This is a genomic window from Paraburkholderia terricola (genome assembly GCF_900142195.1).
In the GTDB taxonomy this organism is placed as follows: domain Bacteria; phylum Pseudomonadota; class Gammaproteobacteria; order Burkholderiales; family Burkholderiaceae; genus Paraburkholderia; species Paraburkholderia terricola.
Genome location: NZ_FRAB01000010.1, coordinates 121,321 through 139,346, shown reverse-complemented (window position 1 = coordinate 139,346; position 18,026 = coordinate 121,321). Strand labels below are relative to the sequence as shown.

General features: G+C 62.3%; 18 protein-coding genes. 10 read left to right on the top strand and 8 right to left on the bottom strand.

The window, feature by feature from the left end; genetic code table 11:
- The first annotated feature begins 9 nt into the window (after nt 1–9).
- Nucleotides 10–234, top strand: coding sequence for a hypothetical protein (locus tag BUE39_RS11430; RefSeq protein ID WP_073428767.1), 225 nt, complete (start codon nt 10–12; stop codon nt 232–234).
- Nucleotides 235–459: 225 nt separating this feature from the next.
- Here BUE39_RS11430 and BUE39_RS11425 read toward each other — a convergent pair whose 3' ends face one another.
- From BUE39_RS11425 to BUE39_RS11415, 3 genes are all read right to left on the bottom strand, one after another.
- Nucleotides 460–1,311 carry a carbohydrate ABC transporter permease gene (locus BUE39_RS11425; protein WP_073428766.1) on the bottom strand — a complete coding sequence of 284 codons (852 nt, stop codon included), beginning with the start codon at nt 1,309–1,311 and terminating at the stop codon, nt 460–462.
- Entirely contained in the window at nt 1,308–2,198 is an 891-nt protein-coding gene (locus BUE39_RS11420) for a carbohydrate ABC transporter permease (RefSeq protein WP_073428765.1), read from the bottom strand. The genes BUE39_RS11425 and BUE39_RS11420 overlap by 4 nt, the downstream gene beginning before the upstream one ends.
- Before the next feature lie 163 nt (nt 2,199–2,361).
- The gene (locus tag BUE39_RS11415; protein WP_073428764.1) at nt 2,362–3,594 is read right to left on the bottom strand and encodes an ABC transporter substrate-binding protein; all 1,233 of its coding nucleotides are present in this window, start codon (nt 3,592–3,594) and stop codon (nt 2,362–2,364) included.
- Nucleotides 3,595–3,980: 386 nt separating this feature from the next.
- On the opposite strand from BUE39_RS11415, the gene BUE39_RS11410 reads away from it, so the two are divergent.
- The 3 genes from BUE39_RS11410 to BUE39_RS11400 all read left to right on the top strand — a co-directional run bounded on the left by BUE39_RS11410 (nt 3,981) and on the right by BUE39_RS11400 (nt 6,858).
- The gene (locus tag BUE39_RS11410; RefSeq protein ID WP_073428763.1) at nt 3,981–4,754 is read left to right on the top strand and encodes an SDR family oxidoreductase; all 774 of its coding nucleotides are present in this window, start codon (nt 3,981–3,983) and stop codon (nt 4,752–4,754) included.
- A gap of 63 nt (nt 4,755–4,817) precedes the next feature.
- Nucleotides 4,818–5,900: an ABC transporter ATP-binding protein gene (locus tag BUE39_RS11405; protein ID WP_073428762.1), complete on the top strand. Its 1,083-nt coding sequence runs from the start codon at nt 4,818–4,820 to the stop codon at nt 5,898–5,900.
- A 94-nt stretch (nt 5,901–5,994) separates the two neighbouring features.
- The gene (locus BUE39_RS11400; RefSeq protein ID WP_073428761.1) at nt 5,995–6,858 is read left to right on the top strand and encodes a MurR/RpiR family transcriptional regulator; all 864 of its coding nucleotides are present in this window, start codon (nt 5,995–5,997) and stop codon (nt 6,856–6,858) included.
- Between the two features lie 133 nt (nt 6,859–6,991).
- Here the strand turns inward: BUE39_RS11400 and BUE39_RS11395 are convergent, their stop codons facing one another.
- Together BUE39_RS11395 and BUE39_RS11390 are read right to left on the bottom strand one after the other, a co-directional pair.
- Nucleotides 6,992–7,894, bottom strand: a complete 903-nt coding sequence (locus BUE39_RS11395) for an IclR family transcriptional regulator (RefSeq protein ID WP_073428760.1) — start codon at nt 7,892–7,894, stop codon at nt 6,992–6,994.
- Entirely contained in the window at nt 7,891–8,790 is a 900-nt protein-coding gene (locus tag BUE39_RS11390) for an IclR family transcriptional regulator (protein ID WP_073428759.1), read from the bottom strand. Before BUE39_RS11390 ends, BUE39_RS11395 begins: the two co-directional genes overlap by 4 nt.
- A gap of 235 nt (nt 8,791–9,025) precedes the next feature.
- Here BUE39_RS11390 and BUE39_RS11385 point away from each other — a divergent pair, with 235 nt between their 5' ends.
- The 5 genes from BUE39_RS11385 (at nt 9,026) to BUE39_RS11365 (ending at nt 14,303) form a co-directional block, all read left to right on the top strand.
- Complete coding sequence (locus tag BUE39_RS11385; RefSeq protein ID WP_073428758.1) at nt 9,026–9,985, top strand: MBL fold metallo-hydrolase; 960 nt, start codon at nt 9,026–9,028, stop codon at nt 9,983–9,985.
- Nucleotides 9,986–10,021: 36 nt separating this feature from the next.
- Complete coding sequence (locus BUE39_RS11380) at nt 10,022–11,731, top strand: FAD-dependent oxidoreductase (protein ID WP_073428757.1); 1,710 nt, start codon at nt 10,022–10,024, stop codon at nt 11,729–11,731.
- 44 nt (nt 11,732–11,775) lie between these two features.
- Nucleotides 11,776–12,012, top strand: a complete 237-nt coding sequence (locus BUE39_RS11375; RefSeq protein ID WP_073428756.1) for a DUF2783 domain-containing protein — start codon at nt 11,776–11,778, stop codon at nt 12,010–12,012.
- 183 nt (nt 12,013–12,195) lie between these two features.
- Nucleotides 12,196–13,524: an MFS transporter gene (locus tag BUE39_RS11370; protein ID WP_073428755.1), complete on the top strand. Its 1,329-nt coding sequence runs from the start codon at nt 12,196–12,198 to the stop codon at nt 13,522–13,524.
- Between the two features lie 83 nt (nt 13,525–13,607).
- Nucleotides 13,608–14,303, top strand: a complete 696-nt coding sequence (locus BUE39_RS11365) for a 4'-phosphopantetheinyl transferase family protein (protein ID WP_073428754.1) — start codon at nt 13,608–13,610, stop codon at nt 14,301–14,303.
- Here BUE39_RS11365 and BUE39_RS11360 read toward each other — a convergent pair.
- The gene (locus tag BUE39_RS11360) at nt 14,300–15,172 is read right to left on the bottom strand and encodes a 4'-phosphopantetheinyl transferase family protein (RefSeq protein ID WP_073428753.1); all 873 of its coding nucleotides are present in this window, start codon (nt 15,170–15,172) and stop codon (nt 14,300–14,302) included. The genes BUE39_RS11365 and BUE39_RS11360 overlap by 4 nt on opposite strands.
- 12 nt (nt 15,173–15,184) lie before the next feature.
- Nucleotides 15,185–15,664 carry a hypothetical protein gene (locus BUE39_RS11355; RefSeq protein ID WP_073428752.1) on the bottom strand — a complete coding sequence of 160 codons (480 nt, stop codon included), beginning with the start codon at nt 15,662–15,664 and terminating at the stop codon, nt 15,185–15,187.
- A gap of 404 nt (nt 15,665–16,068) precedes the next feature.
- Between BUE39_RS11355 and BUE39_RS11350 the strand changes: the two genes are divergently transcribed.
- Entirely contained in the window at nt 16,069–17,304 is a 1,236-nt protein-coding gene (locus BUE39_RS11350; RefSeq protein WP_073428751.1) for a YbfB/YjiJ family MFS transporter, read from the top strand.
- 9 nt (nt 17,305–17,313) lie between these two features.
- On the opposite strand, the gene BUE39_RS11345 is transcribed toward BUE39_RS11350, so the two are convergent.
- Nucleotides 17,314–17,787 carry an Lrp/AsnC family transcriptional regulator gene (locus BUE39_RS11345; RefSeq protein ID WP_073428750.1) on the bottom strand — a complete coding sequence of 158 codons (474 nt, stop codon included), beginning with the start codon at nt 17,785–17,787 and terminating at the stop codon, nt 17,314–17,316.
- Nucleotides 17,788–18,026: the final 239 nt, after the last annotated feature.

Below are 18,026 nucleotides of genomic sequence, written 5' to 3'. Positions count from 1 at the left end.
TATAGAGACATGTCAACAGTAATATTCGTGATTTTGCTCGTGCTGTTTGTGGGCGCGGCAGGGCTGATTGTCATCAACGTCACGGGGGACCAAGGAATCGACTATTGGGACCTCGATGGTGAGAAAAAACCGCCTGTATCGAGGTTGGATTTCTTGCGACGCAAGTCTGTGTTTTATTGTGCGGGTGTTGTGTTGCTGGGTACGTTCATCGTGTATCTGTTTCTGCGGCGGTAGAGTGGAATGAGCTTACTTGCTGGTCTAAACACTAGTTCCGACCAACACGCGTGAAACGCAACAATCTAAAACCGGTCGATAAGTCGTTAAGGGAGGTTTGAAAAAGTAATAGCAGGCGCGTTGCTCGTGGCGAGCTTCATCATCGCGTTGTTCATCGCATGCGTTCTCATTGCCTTGCTAAACCGTCGGAAAACGCGAAACCTTCAACCACGGCAATAAAGATCCCTACTTCACCCCCCCCAACGCCAACCCCTTAACCAAATACCTCTGCAACCACGCAAACACCACCGAAACCGGCAAAGTCGCACAAAGCGTGGCGGCCATCACAAGATGCCACTCGACAACATACTTCCCCGCGACCATATCAGTCACTTGCACGGTAAGCGTCTTATTCTCCGGCGACCGAATCAATGTATAAACAACAGCAAACTCATTCCACGCATTGATAAAAGTAAAGATCGCTGTAACGACAATCGCAGGCACGGCCAACGGCAAGAACACCTTGAAAACAGCCCTCGTCCTCCCGCACCCCTCAAGCCAAGCCGCTTCCTCGAGATCTCGCGGCACAGTCTGAAAGTAAGAAGACAACATCCAAACAGCAAACGCGATATTAAAAGCCGCATAAGAAACGATAACCCCAATCTTGGAGTCAACCAGATTCCCATCGCCATAAGGAATCATCGCGGCAAGCCGGAACAGGCCCACCACCAGCAAGATCGGCGACAACATCTGCGTCACCAGAAGAAACTGTCGATACAATCCCCGCCCGCGAAACGGAAACCGCGCCAACGCATAAGCCGACGGCAAGCTCACCGCCAGCGCAAGCAACGTCGACAGCAAACTGATCACGGTGCTGTTCCGCAAAGCCACACCGAAATTAGCCGCCTTCCACATATCGACAAAATTGCTCCACTGCCAATGCACCGGCAACCACCGCGCCGGATAAACAAAGATCTCCGAAGCCGGCTTCAACGCAGTAAACAACATCACGGCAAACGGAAACAACACCACCACAACCAGCGGCGACAACGCCAACCAGCACCACAGCGAGCGCTTCGTCTTCAAGCTGAGGCTCATGTCGGATCTCCTTCTTTCGCGGGCTGCAAGCGCAGATAGGCGATCGAGAAAACGAACAGCATGACGAGCATGATCAGCGACACCGCCGCGGCTTCGCCGGGACGTCCCAGCCGGAATCCAAGCTCATACAGATACGTGACGAGAATATGCGTGCTGTTATCCGGCCCGCCTTGCGTCATCACCCAGATAATCGGAAACGAGTTGAACACATAGATCACGTTCAACAGAATCGCCATGTTGATGAACGGCCGCAACAGCGGCATCGTCAGCTTGCGAAACTGCTGCCAGGCGCTCGCGCCATCCATGCGCGCCGCTTCGTAAATATCGCCCGGCACCGACGACAACCCGCCCAGCAGAATCGTCACCGTAAAGGGAATCGACACCAGAATGCCCACCGCGATCTCCACGGGAAACGCGAGCTCCGGCGTCGCCAGCCAATGGATCGGCCCGCTGATCAACCCCAAGCGCTGCAACGTCACGTTGACCATGCCGTAGTCATCGTTGAAGGACCAGCGCCACACCACGGCGGTCATCGTCAGCGAGACGGACCACGGCAGCATCACGATCGTGCGCGCCACGCCGCGTCCATGGAAATCCTGATTCAGCACCAGCGCAACCGGCACCGAAATCAACACCGTGCCGCCCACCACGAACACGGTCCAGACAATCGTCCGGCGAGCCGCCGCGAGAAACGTGGGATCGGTAAAGACGGTGTAGAAGTTTTGCAGACCGGTGAAGCCGCGAATCGCGCCGAAGCGCGACACCTCGTGCAGCGATTGCCACACGATGTTGAAAATCGGATAGCTGATGATGAACAGCGCCAACACCAGGCTCGGCGCAATCAGCAACCAGGGCGCTTGCAGGCGCGAAGAAGCGGAACGGCTCATGCGTGCTCGATCGTAAGAGGCGTGCGTTAATCAGCGCGCGCGACGGGATGGGCCGGATACTGCATTCGTGCAATACGAGCGAAACGCGCGCCGCCTTCGCAACGGCGGCGCGCGTTTCGTGTTCAGCAACTCACAAAGAAATCACCGCGCAACCACACAGCCATCAATGACCGAGCGACTTGTTCGCTTGCGTGGCCGCCGCGTTCAACGCATCCGCCGGTTTCACCTTGCCCAGGTAGACCGATTGCATCGCATCGGTCACGGCCTTCGCGGTGTCTTCCCAGCCGGTCACGGTCGGTGCGAAGCGGGCCGTCGGCAGCAACGCGACGAAAGCCTTGGTGTCAGGATCGTTGAACGCCGGATCGCTCGATTCCGCCTTGGTGGTCGGCAGGAAGCCTTCGGTCGTCGTGAACTCCACACGCGGTTCCTTCGTGAACAGATAGTCGACGAACTTCCACGCGGACTTCTTCACCTTGGAGTTCTTGAACATCACGATCGAGTCCGTCACCGCATAGGTGGCGTGCGTCGTGCCCATCGGAATCGGATCGATGCCGTACTTCAGGTTCGGCGCTTCCTTCTTGATCTGCTTCGCGAGGAACGGCGCGGAGATCATCATCGCGACGCGGCCCTGCTTGAACAGGTTCTGCACGTCCTCGCGGCTGAAGCCGGTCACGCCCGGTTGCGTCAGACCCTGGTCGATCATCGTCTTATAGAGCGTGGCCGCCTTGATGCCGGCCGCCGAATTGAACGCGGCCTTGCTGTCCTTGCCGACGACGTCGCCGCCGTTGGTCCACAGCGCGTAGTAATAGTAGACGTCCGTTTCGATTTCCTTGCCTTGCAGACCGAAGCCGGCAACGCCTTGGGCCTTCAGTTTCTTCGACGCTTCTATCACGTCGTTCCAGGTTTTCGGGCCGTCGGGATAGCCGACCTTCGCGAGCAGGTCCTTGTTGTAATAGAGCGCGCGCGCGGATGCGGCGATCGGCAAGCCGTACACCTTGCCGTTGATTTCTCCCGGTGCGAGGAACGGGCCGATGAAGCGGCCCTTGAAGCTCGCGTCCATGTAGCCGTCGAGCGGTTCGGCGACGTCGTCCTTCACGAAGTCGAGCAGCCAGCGCGTGCCGACGATCGCGAGGTCGGCGTTGGCGCCACCGGAAATGTCGGTTTGGAGTTTCTGTTGCAGCGTGTCCCAGTTCACGTCTTCGATCTTGATGGTCGTGCCGGGATTGGCCTTCTCGAAGTTGCGGGCCATTTTTTCGAAGTACGGCGCGGTGGCGTCGCTGTAATGCGCGACGGTGACGCGGACCGTATCGGCGTGAGCCGCCACGGCGATACCTGCAAACGCGAGCGCCACGGCAACTTTGCCTAGCGCGAGGGAAGCACGGGCATGCAACGACATTCTCTCTCTCCTGTGTCGATCGGAGTTAGCGCTTTAGCGCTTACTCCGGTCCCAACCAGCGGTGTCGATCGGAGCTAGTGCTTTAACGCTTACGCCGGTCCCATCCAACGATGGTTGGGGGTGGTCCGCTGCCGTCGCCGGCCGCTGCGGTTGAATTGTTTGAAAAAATCCTACAGGACGCAAAATAGCTTGTCACGTAGGGTCTGCGATATTTCTTCTCAGCCGTGTTTGTGCATAAGATGCTTTAAACCAAGGGTATTCTGCAGTGGGCGAAGTCATGGATACCCAATCTTCGGGATGGCTAGGCAACCGCATTGAAAGTCAGTGTGTAATAAATTTACAGGCCAGATGCGATCCCCGGCAGCGAATCAGGAGCGAGGGCAGACATGAATCGTGTGGTGTTGGTAACGGGCGCTTGCGGCGGCATCGGTAGCGTCTTGTGCAGGCGCTTCGTGGAGCAGGGCGATACGGTGCTCGCGCTCGACATCGACGCGGTCGCGCTTCACGGCTTGGCCGCGCAACTCGGCGCGGCGCACGTCACGCCGATTACAGCCGATCTCGGCGACGCCGCCGCGGTGCAGCAAGCGGTGGCCGGCGCGGTCAAGTCGCGCGGTCCGGTGGACGTGCTGGTCGCCAACGCGGGCGCGGCGGAAGGGCTCACGCTCGCTACAACCGATGCCGCGAGCTGGCAACGCGACATTCATTTGAATTTGAACGGCACGTATCACACGGTGGAAGCGGTGCGCGCGTCGATGATCGAGCGGCGCCAGGGCGCGCTCGTGTTGATCGGCTCGGTGAACGGCATGGCCGCGCTCGGTCATCCGGCGTATAGCGCGGCGAAGGCCGGGCTCATCAGTTACACGAAGGCGCTCGCGGTTGAACTCGGCCGTTACGGAATTCGCGCGAATATCGTCTGTCCGGGCACGGTGAAGACGCAAGCGTGGCAGGCGCGCGTCGATAGAAACCCGCAGGTGTTCGAGGATCTGAAGAAGTGGTACCCGTTGCGCGACTTCGCGACGCCTGACGATATCGCGGATGCGGTGTTGTTCCTTGCGTCGCCGATGGCGCGGGTGATTACCGGCGTCGCGTTGCCGGTCGACGGCGGCCTGATGGCGGGCAATCGTCTGATGGCGGAAGAACTGACGCTCGAATCGCTGTAAGAGGTTTGAGCACGTCGAACCCCGCGCGAAGTGGAACCAACGAAGCACGACGATGAGGACAGCATGGCAGCAGTGCAACTGAGCGGCATCTTCAAACGCTATGGCGACATGCAGGTGGTGCACGGCATCGATCTGCATATCGACGACGGCGAGTTCGTCGTGCTCGTCGGTCCGTCGGGCTGCGGCAAGAGCACGCTGATGCGCATGGTGGCGGGGCTCGAGGAAATCAGCGGCGGCGATCTGATGATCGGCGGCACGCGTGCGAATACGCTGCCGCCGCAGCAGCGCAATATCTCGATGGTGTTTCAGAGCTACGCGCTTTATCCGCATCTTTCGGTCTACGAGAACATTGCTTTCGGGCCGCGGATTCGCAAGGAAGCGGCGGCGAATTTTAAGCCGCGCATTGAAGCCGCCGCGAAGATGCTGAACCTCGGCGGTTATCTGGACCGCTTGCCGCGTGCGCTTTCCGGTGGTCAGCGGCAACGCGTGGCAATGGGGCGCGCGGTGGTGCGCGAACCGTCGCTGTTCCTGTTCGACGAACCGCTGTCCAATCTCGACGCGAAATTGCGCGTGCAGATGCGCACGGAAATCAAGGCGTTGCATCAGCGGTTGAAGAACACGGTGATCTACGTCACGCACGACCAGATCGAGGCGATGACGATGGCCGATCGCATCGTCGTGATGAACGCGGGGCGGATCGAGCAGATCGGGCGTCCGTTGGAACTGTATGACCATCCGGCGAATCTGTTTGTCGCAAGCTTTCTTGGTTCGCCGTCGATGAATTTCGCCGAAGGCGTGCTGGAGCGTCGCGCGCAAGGGCAGGGCCTCGCGTTGAAACTGAACGACGGCGGCGAGATCGTGCTGGAGGGCGCGCCCGCGTCGGCGGTGGTCGGCGCGAAGGTCACGCTCGGCGTGCGCCCCGAACACATCGAGACCATGACGCAAACGCCTGACGCCACGATGGCAGTGGAAGTCGTCGAGCCGACTGGCGCCGAGACCCACTTGTACGGGAAAATAGGCGGCGGCATGTGGTGCGTGACGACTCGCCAGCGCTCGAAGGTCGAGCCCGGTCAGCGCGTCACGCTGCGTCTGCCGGCCGAGCATATTCATCTGTTCGATACGCAGAGTGGACGCAGGCTGGTCTGAACCGCGTGTTGCCGCTCGAGCATGATTCGAGCCGAATGAAAGTGATTGAAGCTGCGACGCGACGCGGATTCATTTAACCCATAAGGAACACCGGGTGTCCGCACCGAACTTGATTCCTCACATCCGCAGCGCACTGGCTAATCTGCGGCCCGCCGAGCGCAAGGTCGCCGAGATGGTGCTGAGCGATGTCGACTTCGCGATGCGCGCGAGCATCACTGAACTCGCGCAGCGCGCGGAGGTTTCCGAGCCTTCCGTTACGCGGTTTTGTCGCGCGATCGGTGCGCATGGTTTGCGCGACTTCAAGATGCAACTGGCGCAGAGCGTGGCGGGCGGGGTGCCGTATGCGTCCACGGCGGTCGCGCGTGACGACGATGTGAAGACGTTGATCGACAAGGTCGGCGAGGCTGCCGTCGATGGGATCACGCATGCACAAGCTGCGCTCGATCCAGCGGTGGTCGAGAGTGCGATTGCGGCGTTGTCGAGCGCGCGGCGAGTGTTTTTCTTTGGCGTCGGCTCGGGCTCGGGGCTCGTTGCGCAGGATGCGGCGTTGAGGTTCTTGCGGCTCGATATCGCGTCGACGGCTTTTACCGATGGTCATTTGCAGCGGCTTTATGCGGGGCTGATGGAGCCGGGCGATGTGGCCTTTGCGATTTCGCATTCGGGGCGCAGCGTCGAGGTGAATGAAAGCATTCAGATCGCTAAAGAGCGTGGGGCGACCACGATTGCGCTGACTAATGTCGGTTCGCGGTTGGCGTGGCTGGTCGATATTCCGCTGTTATTGCGAGTGCCGAGTCCGATTGATCCCAACACGCCCGGCGTGTCGCGGCTCGTGCATTTGTGCATCATGGATGCGCTGGCTATCGGCGTCGCGCTCAAAGCGGGTCCCAAAACCCTGGAGAAGATGCGGCATGCGAAAGCGCGGTTGGCGTCGCATGAGCCGGAGGCGGCGGGGGATTGATGCGGTGAGTGGCGTTTAGTCGGTTGTTCGGAATGAGTGAGCCAGCCGTGTGAGAAGGGTGCGGTTTACGCCATTCGATTATTCGACTGCCAAAACGATTGTTTCCGCCAGCCACCGCCTGCCTGGCAAGCGTTCACCCCGCCCCCGCCATCCACCCAAACCGCCGCGACAACCTCAACGCCGCCGCCCGCAACGTCTGCGCTGGCGCACCGGCCGGCTCGCTATCGAAGCTGCCGCTCGGCCCCATCAGCGCGAGCACGAGGCAAATGCTGCCGGTATGGTCGAACACCGGCGCGGCCAGCGTGTCGATACCAGGCACAGGTCGGCTGAGGGCAGTATCGATGCCGTCCGCGCGGATCTGCGCAAGGCGCTGCGCGTAGGCTTTGCTCAACTGCGGCAGCGGTGGCGCGGCGTTCTTACGACCCGCGCCTTTCAGCGCCGCCGGATCGTCAAGCACCTTCCCCACGAAAACCTCGGCAGCGTGAGCCCCCGCCAGCCGCAAATGATCCTGCGCCAACAGCCCAACGCGCACATCGTCCGCGACATAGGCCGCGAACACGCGTCCAATCGCCGTATTCACCAGCGACATCACGGTGCCGACCCGCAAGCTCACATGCAGCGGCCGCGCCGATTCCTCGAGCCGCACGACGGTTGGCCCGAGCGGCCCGAGCACGGCCATCGCGACGCTCATCCCCGTCGACGCCGCCAGTTCCACCACTTCCGGCTCGGCCTCCCGCGTCGGCGACAAGCGCTGCAAGCCGATCAACCCAAGCTCCAGCGCAAGCGGCCCCGCCTGGAAACAGCCCGCCGCATCGCGATCGAGCAAGCCGATTTTCAGCAGACTCACCAGATGCGGAAACGCCTTCGCGGGCGGCATGCCCGCAGCCGCCGCCAGGTCGCGCAAGGTCAAGGGCCGCGCGGCCGCGACCAGCGCCGCGAGCAACTCGCCCGTGCTATCGAGCGATTGAATGCCGCGCTGCGGTTTCGTATCCGTGGAAGCGGCGGCGGTGTGAGAAGTGTCGGGAGAATCAGTCACGATGCGGAAGTAGCCAATAAGGAAGGCGCTGCCGCCAACTCGGCGCCGATGTCATGAGCCGCGGCGAGCAAGGCGCGAGCGATCGCACCATCGGCCGCGACGTCGATCGCGCCGGTCGAGCCGATCACGGTCAACGCGAGCGATAAGCGGCCGTCGGTATCCAGCACCGGCGCACTCAAACTGCTGATGCCCGGACTCGGCGCATCCACGCTGGTTTCCAGTCCGCGCGTGCGAATCGCGGCCAGCGTGGCCCCGAAAGCGGCGCGTTCATTGGCTGGCATCATGGCCGCGATTTTCCCTGACGACGCCCCGCCCGACTGATTCGCCCACATCGCCTCAACCGCCTCGCGCGGCAGATAAGCGCAAAATACGCGACCCGTCGACGTGGCCGGCAGCGACATCACCGTGCCCACATGCAGATTTACGTGCAACGGAAACCCCGCATGTTCATAGCGAACGATGGTCGGCCCTTGCGGCCCCGCAATGCAAATCGCGACGCTCAAGCCGATCGCTTCGGCCAACGCCGCCGCGCGCGGCACGGCGGCGCGAAACGCCGGCTGATTCTCCAGATGCAGCAAACCGAGCCGCAAGGAAAGCGGCCCCGGTTCGTATCGGCCGGATAACTCATCGCGTTTGATCAGACCTAAGCGGCTCAAACTCACCAGATACGCATGCGCCTGCCCCGGCGCGATCTGTGCGGCGGCGGCGAGATCCGACAACGCCAGCGGACCGCGCGCCTGCGCGAGCGCCAGCAACACGCGGCCACCGACCTCGACGCTCTGAATGCCGCGCTGCGTCTTGCCGCCGTCCGCCGTCTCGTTGCCGCGGGCGCCTTTGCCGGTGGCTGGTTTCGCTGCTTTGCTCACACCCGCGCTCGTCTGTGAAAAAGGGTTCATGTTAACCGAAGGCGTGCGTCTTCCTGCTTTCATCTTAGTCCGCGATGAATTTGCGTATAGCGATACACTTCGCTATTGACAAATAAACAGACGCAGCCATAAGATGCATTCACCCCGACATACCGGCGCAGTCACAGAGTCAAAACGGGGCGAGACAATCCTCCAATACCGCAGCCAGCGCAGTCGCGCGCGGTCGGCCGTCTCGCCTCATATCCAATTCTCGAGGGAGACAAGCATGGCAAAGGCATTCGCATCCCAGGCCGATCTGGAAGTCAAGAAAGTCACGTGGACGCAATTGTCCGAGAACGCCTACGCGTACACCGCCGAGGGCGATCCGAATTCCGGCGTGATCATCGGCGACGACGGCGTGCTGATCGTCGACACCACCGCCACGCCGGCGATGGCGCAAGACCTCATCGCCCGCATCCGCAGCGTCACGGATAAACCGATCAAATACGTCGTGCTCTCGCATTACCACGCGGTGCGCGTGCTCGGCGCCTCCGCGTATTTCAAGGAAGGCGCGCAAGAGGTGATCGCAAGCCGTGGCACCTACGAAATGATCGTCGAGCGCGGCGAAGCGGATATGAAATCGGAAATCGAACGCTTCCCGCGTTTGTTCGCCGGCGTCGAAACGGTGCCCGGTTTGACGTGGCCGACGCTCGTGTTCGAAAAGGAAATGACACTGTTCCTCGGCAAGCTCGAAGTGCGCATCGCGCATCTGGGCGCCGGCCATACCAAGGGCGACACGGTGGTGTGGCTGCCGTCGCAGAAGGTGCTGTTCTCCGGTGACCTCGTGGAATACGACGCGGCGTGTTATTGCGGCGACGCACAGCTCGAACAATGGCCGGACACGCTCGAAGCGCTGCGCGCGCTGAAAGCGGACAAGCTGGTGCCGGGCCGCGGCCCCGCGCTGACCACGCCGGAAGACGTCGACAAAGGCCTTGATTACACGAAGGACTTCGTCACCACGCTGCTGCAACAGGGCCGTGAAGCCGTCGAACAGAAGCTCGATCTGAAGGCCGCGATGGCGCACACGCGCAAGGCGATGGATCCGAAGTTCGGCCATGTGTTCATCTATGAGCATTGCCTGCCGTTCGACGTCTCGCGTGCGTTCGACGAAGCCAGCGGCATCACGCATCCGCGCATCTGGACCGCGCAGCGCGACAAGGAAATGTGGGACGCGCTGCAAGCCTGATAAGAAAAGCGCACCAGAGAAGGACGGAGACACAACATGAGCACCAACTACCAGACGCTGTCGTTCGAATACAAGCCGTGCCGCGAGCAATCCGAGCGCGGCGGCGCGGACCAGGCGGCCTATCCCGTGATCGTGGTCGGCGCGGGCCCGGTGGGTCTCGCCACCGCGATCGACCTCGCGCAGCAGGGCGTGCCGGTCGTGCTGGTCGACGACGATTGCTCGCTGTCCACTGGTTCGCGGGCGATCTGTTTCTCGAAGCGCTCGCTCGATATCTTCGATCGCCTGGGCTGCGGTCAGCGCATGGTGGACAAGGGCATTAGCTGGAATGTCGGCAAGGTGTTCCTGAAGGACGAACTGGTGTACACGTTCAATCTGCAACCGGAGGCGGGTCACAATCGGCCCGCGTTCATCAACCTTCAACAGTATTACGTCGAAGGTTTCCTGCTCGAACGCGCGCAGGAAATGCCGAACATCGAAATCCGCTGGAAGAGCAAGGTTGTCGGTGTAGCGCAGAACGGCGTGCCGGGTGCTCAAGACGCCGGCGTCACGCTGACGATCGACACACCCGACGGTCCATATGATCTGCGCGGCCGTTATGTCGTCGCCGCCGACGGTTCGCGCAGTCCGATCCGCAATCTGCTGGGACTCGACAGCAAGGGCGTCACGTTCAAAGACCGCTTCCTGATTGCCGACGTGAAAATGGAAGCCGACTTTCCGACCGAGCGCTGGTTCTGGTTCGATCCGCCGTTTCATCCGAATCAGTCGGTCTTGTTGCATCGTCAACCGGACAACGTGTGGCGGATCGATTTCCAGCTCGGCTGGGACGCCGACCCTATGCTGGAAAAAACGCCGGAGCGCGTGATTCCGCGCGTGCGCGCCTTGCTCGGACCGGACGCGAAGTTCGAACTGGAATGGGTGAGCGTCTATACGTTTTCGTGCTTGCGCATGGAGCGTTTCCGGCACGGCAACGTGCTGTTCGCGGGCGATTCCGCGCATGGCGTGTCGCCGTTCGGCGCGCGCGGCGCGAATAGCGGCGTACAGGACGCCGAAAATCTCGCCTGGAAACTGGCGATGGTGCTCGAAGGCAAAGCGCCGGACACCTTGCTCGATACCTATGCAAGCGAGCGCGAATTCGCCGCCGACGAGAACATCCGCAACTCCACGCGCTCAACCGATTTCATTACGCCGAAAAGCCCGGTGAGCCGCGTGTTCCGCGACGCCGTGCTGAAGCTCTCGCGCCATCATCCGTTTGCGCAGCAGTTGACGAATAGCGGCCGGCTCTCCGTGCCGGCGGTATTGCGCGATTCCCCGCTGAATACCGCGGACAGCGACAGCTTCGAAGGCGCGATGGTGCCGGGCGCGTCGTGCGTCGATGCGCCTGTGCAGCAGGAAGGACAACCGGCGTGGCTGTTGCGGCAACTCGGCCAGCAGTTCACCGGCGTGTTGTTCCGCGGTGAGCAAGGCATCGATCCCGCGACGCAGGCCGCGTTGGATGCGTTGCAAGCGAGCCCGATTCCGTTGAAGCTCGTCGTAGTGACGAGCGGCAATGCAAAGGCCACGTCCTCCGCCGGCGTGCAAATCCTGCACGACGCCGAAGGTCTTGCAAGCGCGCGCTACGACGCGAAACCCGGCACGTTCTATCTGATCCGCCCGGACCAGCACGTCTGCGCGCGTTGGCGGCAACTCGACGTGAACGCCGTGGCGCATGCATTGAAGCGCGCATTGTGCGTCGAAGGCACAGCCTGAAAACAGCACGCAAAAGCACGATTAGAAAATAGCAGGAGACGAACATGGCACTGAACACGCAACCCAATCTCGAACGCCCCGACGATTTCTACGAGGCGCTGATCGACATGCATCGCGATCTGGACGACGCGCAGAGCCAGTCGGCCAATGCGCAACTGATCCTGTTGCTCGCCAACCATATCGGCGATCACGCGACGCTGCTCGAAGCCATGCGTTACGCGCACGAAGGCGCGGCAGACACGTCGCCGCGCGGCGGCGAAGCGCATCCCTTGGCGGCGTAAACCGGCAACGTAGCGATCAGGAGAGCAAGCACGCGCGTGGCCATTTCAAAGCTCACGCGCATTCCACCACGGCAGCGCTGCGCATCCGCGCCAACGCCTGCCGTTCCAGCAGAAGACACAACGCGGCGCATCAAGACGCCGGACCCAGCGGGTCCGTTGGACCCTCACGTTTGGAGATAACCGATGAGCCAATCCCTCGCCCCCGCGCTCAAGCCGGGCGCATCCGCCGCTGCGCACGACGATCTGCTGTATCGCAAGGTCTCGCTGCGGATCATTCCGTTTCTATTCGTCTGCTACGTGGTGTCGTTTCTCGACCGCATCAATATCGGCTTCGCGCAATTGCAGATGAAGCACGACCTCGGTTTTAGCGACGCAATGTACGGTCTCGGCGCGGCGGTGTTCTACGTCGGCTACGTGCTCTGCGAAGTGCCGAGCAACTTGCTGCTCGCGCGTTTCGGCGCACGCCGCACGTTCACGCGGATCATGCTGCTGTGGGGCGTCGCGTCGGTCGGCATGATGCTCGTATCGAAGCCCGCGCACTTCTATTTGCTGCGCTTCATGCTGGGCGTATTCGAAGCCGGTTTCTTTCCCGGCATCGTGCTGTATCTGACTTACTGGTATCCGGCGCGCAGGCGCGCGGCGGTGCTGTCGATCTTCTTCGCGGGCGTCGCGGTGGCCGGCGTGCTCGGCGGACTGGTGTCCGGCTGGATCATGCGCGACATGGGCGGCGTGTGGGGCATGTTCGGCTGGCAGTGGATGTTCATCATCGAAGGTGCGCCCGCCATCGTGCTGGGTCTGATCGCGGCGTTCTATCTGGTGGACGGCCCGCAGCACGCAAGCTGGCTCAACGCCGACGAAAAAGCGCAACTGATCGCGCAACGTGACGAGGACCGCCGGCCGATCTCCGACGCGCATTCGTCGCGTGCGCTCATGCAGGCGCTGCGCAATCCGCGGGTTTATCTGTTCGCGTTCATCTATTTCTCGCTGACGTGTGCGTCGTTGACGCTGAGCTTCTGGATGCCGCTGATGATTCGCGACTTCGGCATTCACGACGTATTGGCGATCAGCCTGTATAGCGTGGTTCCGAACGCTGTCGGCGCGGTGGGGCTGATTCTGATTGCGCGTCACTCGGATCGCCGCGGCGAACGCCGCCGCCATTTTGCGGCGTGCACGATCGGCGGTGGCATCGCACTCTCGCTGTTGACGCTGCATCTGAGCAGTTTCCCGGCGATGCTCGCGATTCTCTCGCTGGCCGCGGTGTTGATCTTCGCCGCCCTGCCGATCTTCTGGACCGTGCCGTCGAGCTATCTGTCGGGCACCGTGGCCGCGGCCGGGATTGCGTTGATCAGCAGCATCGGCATTACGAGCGGCATCGTGAGCCCTTGGGTGATCGGTCTCATCAAGACGCACACCGGCAGCATGGATAACGCGCTTTATGTGTTGACCGCGTTGCTGTTCGTCAGCGGCGCTGCATTGCTGATCGGCGTGCCGAAGGAGATGAAGCGCATCTAAAGATCGAGTGGCTTCGGGCGTCAGTTCGGGTAGAGTCGCGATTATTGCCTTGCGAGCGCGTGTATCACGTCCGAACCTTTGCGATGTATTCGATCGAAGCTGTTCCATTGCCGCACGAGGGCCCGTCCGACATGATGTTGTGGCGGGTCGATTTCGCTTTCGCCGCGTCGCTGGATGACGCGGCCTTCGCACCGCTCAGCGGCGACGAGCGCGCGCGTGCCGGCAACTTCCGCCGCCATGAGGATGCATTGCGCTTTGCGAGCGTTCGCGTCGCGCTGCGTGAGCAACTTGCGCCGCGGCTCGGCATCGCGGCTAACGCCGTCCGTTTTACGCCCGATGCAAACCGCCGTCCCCGTCTCGCGGATTCCAATGCGTACGACTTCAACGTATCGCATGCGGGCGCGCATGGGCTCATCGCGATGTCGGCGGTTCGGCGCGTCGGCGTGGACATCGAGCAGCGCAGCGATGAATTCGATTGGCGTTCGATTGCGTCGTTGACGCTCGCGCCAGACGAGGCCGCGTGGATCGAGCGTCTGGACATGAGCCAGCAGATCGACGCCTTTTACGACGGCTGGGTCGCGAAAGAAGCGCTCGTAAAAACGACGGGGGTGGGCATCACGCGCGGGTTGCAGCATTTGACGGTGTTGCCGCGCGAGCGTACTCAAGTGACGCTGCGCAACCGGATTGCGGACGACATGCGCGAGATTGCCGCGTGCTGGATCGCGGCGCCGGATGGATATGCCGCGTGCGTGGCGTGGTCGGCGAAAACGCGCGGCTAGGCGTTCGCCGGATCAAACGCCGAAGCCTTCGGCCAGCCAAAGGTATGCACCTGCGTGACCGGCTGCGCGAGCGCGACCGCCGCGCGAATCTTGCCGGGCATCGGCAGATCGAGCACATGCCAGCGGCCATGCTCCGCGAGATCGAACGCGTGCGCTGTGGCATCGCTCAGGAGCAGGTCCGCATCCAGATCGACGGGCGCATGGCGCAACGCATTGCACAGGCTGCTGTAGCGCGCATGCCGGCGTGAGGCTTCGGGCAGCTCGCCAATCGCATTGCCAGGCGACGGCGCGATCACGCTCAGCCCAAGCGCCGTCGACGCAATGCCGACGACGATCCAGATGCCGCCATACGCAATATCGATCACGATGCCGCGGCCATCATGCGGATGACGCGCGCGCAGCTTCTCTTCGCCGTCGTCCAGGAGATCGATGCTGCGAGGCTCGCAGTCGAACAGATTCCCGACGATCCAGCGCGCCACCACGCGCGCGACGATAAAGCGTTTGCGCAGCGCGGCGTTCGGATGCAGCCGCGCGCGCTCGCGCTCGGTCTTCGAGAGCCAACTGTCGCCTTCCTGCACCGGCACGGGCAGCCATTCACAGCGGAATCGCCACAAATGCAGCTCGCCCGCGCGCGGCGCGGCAAGGCTGCGCGGATAGTGGCGCGTCAGCGGGTGCGATAGGAATGCGGGCGCGGCCGCGGAGGCGATGACGCGAGCGATTCGCGCGGGCTGCGCGATGCGTTCGACGCTGGCATGGACGGACGCCTCGTCCACGTCGGCCGCGCGTGGGTTGCCGCTGTCGGCGTCCCGCGCATGCTTCGACACGGGCGGCGCCGCGGACGCCAATTCCGATTCCAGTTCCAACGGCATGCGCTCCGCTCCTCAATGCATATACGTGACGCGGCGCGCTTGCACATCGAGTTCCACGCCGGCGTCGAGCAGATCGATCGCGAACCAGCGGATCAGCTTCAACACGCCGCTGACGGCAGGCCCAGGCAGCCACTCGCTCAGCATGCGCAACGCGGCGCCGCTATGCGTTTTTTGCAGCAGCGCGATGGTTTGCAGAATCACGGCTTCGTCCTTGCCGAGATCGCTCGCGCAGCGGCAGCGCATGTCGAGCGGACGATACGACACATGCATCAGCGAATGCATCAGCAGGTCGAAGTGTTCGATGCCGTCTTGCCGCAAGCCCACGCCGCGCAGAATGTCGCGCCAGTGCACGCCGCCGCGCGCGGTTTCGCAAGCCGGCCGAAGCCATGTGCGTACCGCGCTGAGGACCGTGCGGTCGGGGGCGTCGGTGCTGTCGGCCGGATGATCGTCGATCAGTTCGGGACGGCTGCTGTAGTGAGAGCGGAAGTTCATCGATGCTCCTGAATGGACACGGTCCAATGCGTCGCGCCGGCCTGAGCGGATGAGTGCCGCGTCGCAGGCCAGCGCTTGTTGCGTGCGACGGATAGGCGATGACGCGGCCTCTGTTCAGCTGCTTGCGGCTACCGCTGCAATTGCGCGGCGTAGGCGTTCGGCCTCGGCGCGGCTGACGTTCGGCGTGGTCATGAATTCGTGTGTTCGGTTTGCGGCAAGGGCTTCATGATGGAGTAATTTGCGTCTAGATGCAAATCATTCTCATTTGGAGGGTGTTCGACGGTTCGTTGCCCTGCAACTAACTGTCAGCCCCGCCAGGCGTCCACGGATATGATGACGAAGCGGCCGTTCCACACGCCCGCCGCAATCGGTCTGCAGACAATCGTTGTCTATCGCGCCAGCCAATGCCGACAAAATCAATCGACACCGCATCGACCTCCGCCGCCATCGAAACGGCCCAACGTCTGCCCACGTTGGCGCTCGCCGCCGCGCTATCGCTCGGCAGCGCGATCGCGCTCGGGTTCGCCCGCTTCGCGTACGCACTGCTGTTGCCGTCGATGAAACTCGATCTCGGCTGGAGCTTCGCCGAAGCCGGCGCGATGAACACGGCCAATGCGCTCGGCTATCTGCTCGGCGCGCTGGCTTTTCCACGTCTTGCGCGCCGCTGGTCGGCCGGCGCATTGTTCGGCGCCGGTTGCATCGTCACGGCGTTGCTGATGGCGTGTAGCGGCCTGCTCGCCGATACGCATTCGCTGCTCGTCTTGCGCGTGATCACCGGCGCAAGCAGCGCGGCGATTTTCATCAGCGGCGGCGTGCTGGCAGCGCGGCTCGCATCGGCGAGACCATGCGATGCGGGGTTCGTCCTCGGCTTGTATTACGGCGGCACGGGATGGGGCATCGTGGCTTCATCGCTGCTCGTGCCGCTGACGATCTTCAACGTCGCGCACGGCTGGCAGTTCGCCTGGTTCGCGCTGGCCGCGGCGTGCATGGCGTTCTCGATCGTGGCGATAGGCGCGGCCAAAAAAATCGAAAGCGTGCACGCGACAGTGCATACGGCAGCGCAGTCGGCCAACGCCGCGGATGCGCCGCGTTGGCCTCGCTTCATTGCCGCGCTGGCGGGCTACACGTTGTTCGGCGTCGGCTATATCGGCTACATGACCTTCATCGTGGCGCTCCTGCGCAACACGGGCATGAGCGCGTCGATCGTGACCGGCTTCTATCTGCTGCTCGGCGTGGCGACGGTGGTCTCGGCACGCGTATGGTCGGGCTTGCTGGACCGCATGCGCGGCGGCCAGGCGCTCGCGGTGCTCAACGCGTTGCTCGCGATAGCGACGCTGTTGCCCGCGCTGTTCGCGCAGCCGTGGGTGGCGTTCGTCTCGGGCGTGCTGTTCGGCGCGACGTTTCTCTCGGCCGTTGCATCGACCACGGCTTTCGTGCGCCACAATCTGCCCGCGAGTCACTGGGCCAAGGGCATCAGCGCATTCACGATCGTGTTCGCGTTCGGACAGATCGTCGGGCCGATGGTGATCGGTTGGGTCTCGGACGGCGCGGGCCTCGCGCGCGGTTTGATCTATTCCGCGCTGCTGCTCGCGGCCGGCGCGGTGCTCGCCGCGTGTCAAAAGCCGTTGCGTGAAGTGTGAGCCGTCGTTTCAAACCTGCACGGAAGGAATGCTCTTCATGCAGCGCAGCGCGAACATCGAGCGGCTGTGACGAATGCCGGCGATCTTGTAGAGCTTCTCGCGCAGAAAGCGCTCATAGCCCGCTGTGCCGTCGACCGCCACTTTCACCAGATAGTCGTAGTCGCCCGAGACGAGATACGCTTCGAGCACTTCAGTCAGCGTCGCCAGTTCGGCGCCGAAGCGGGCGAGGGCGTCGTCGTCGTGGCGATCGAGCGTGACCTCCAGCAGCACCACGTCCGCGAAACCGAGCTTCTGCTGATCGAGCAACGCGACATAGCCGCGGATATACCCCTCGGTTTCCAGTTGACGCGTGCGATTCCAGCACGCGGTGGTCGACATGCCGACCAGTTCCGCGAGTTCGGCATTGCTCAGGCGCGCGTTCTTCTGCAGCTCGCGCATGATCTTTCGATCCTGGTTATCCAGTGGACGATTACGGGCAGTCATCGCATTTTCGGAAGCTTGTTCAGATAAATGCCATTCTAGCGGAAGATCGTTCTAATGCCCGCCGATGCGTCAACTGCTTTAAGAAGCCTATCCAGCCCACCTCCAGGTATATTTTCAGGGTGCATTCGTGCTCGGAACAACCAACTGGTCCGCAAGGCGACAAGCCTGCGGCGTCGCGGCCACAAGCCGCGCTCCGGTGTTCTCGCTGCTTTTACCCAAGGCGGCACGCGGGCGAATTC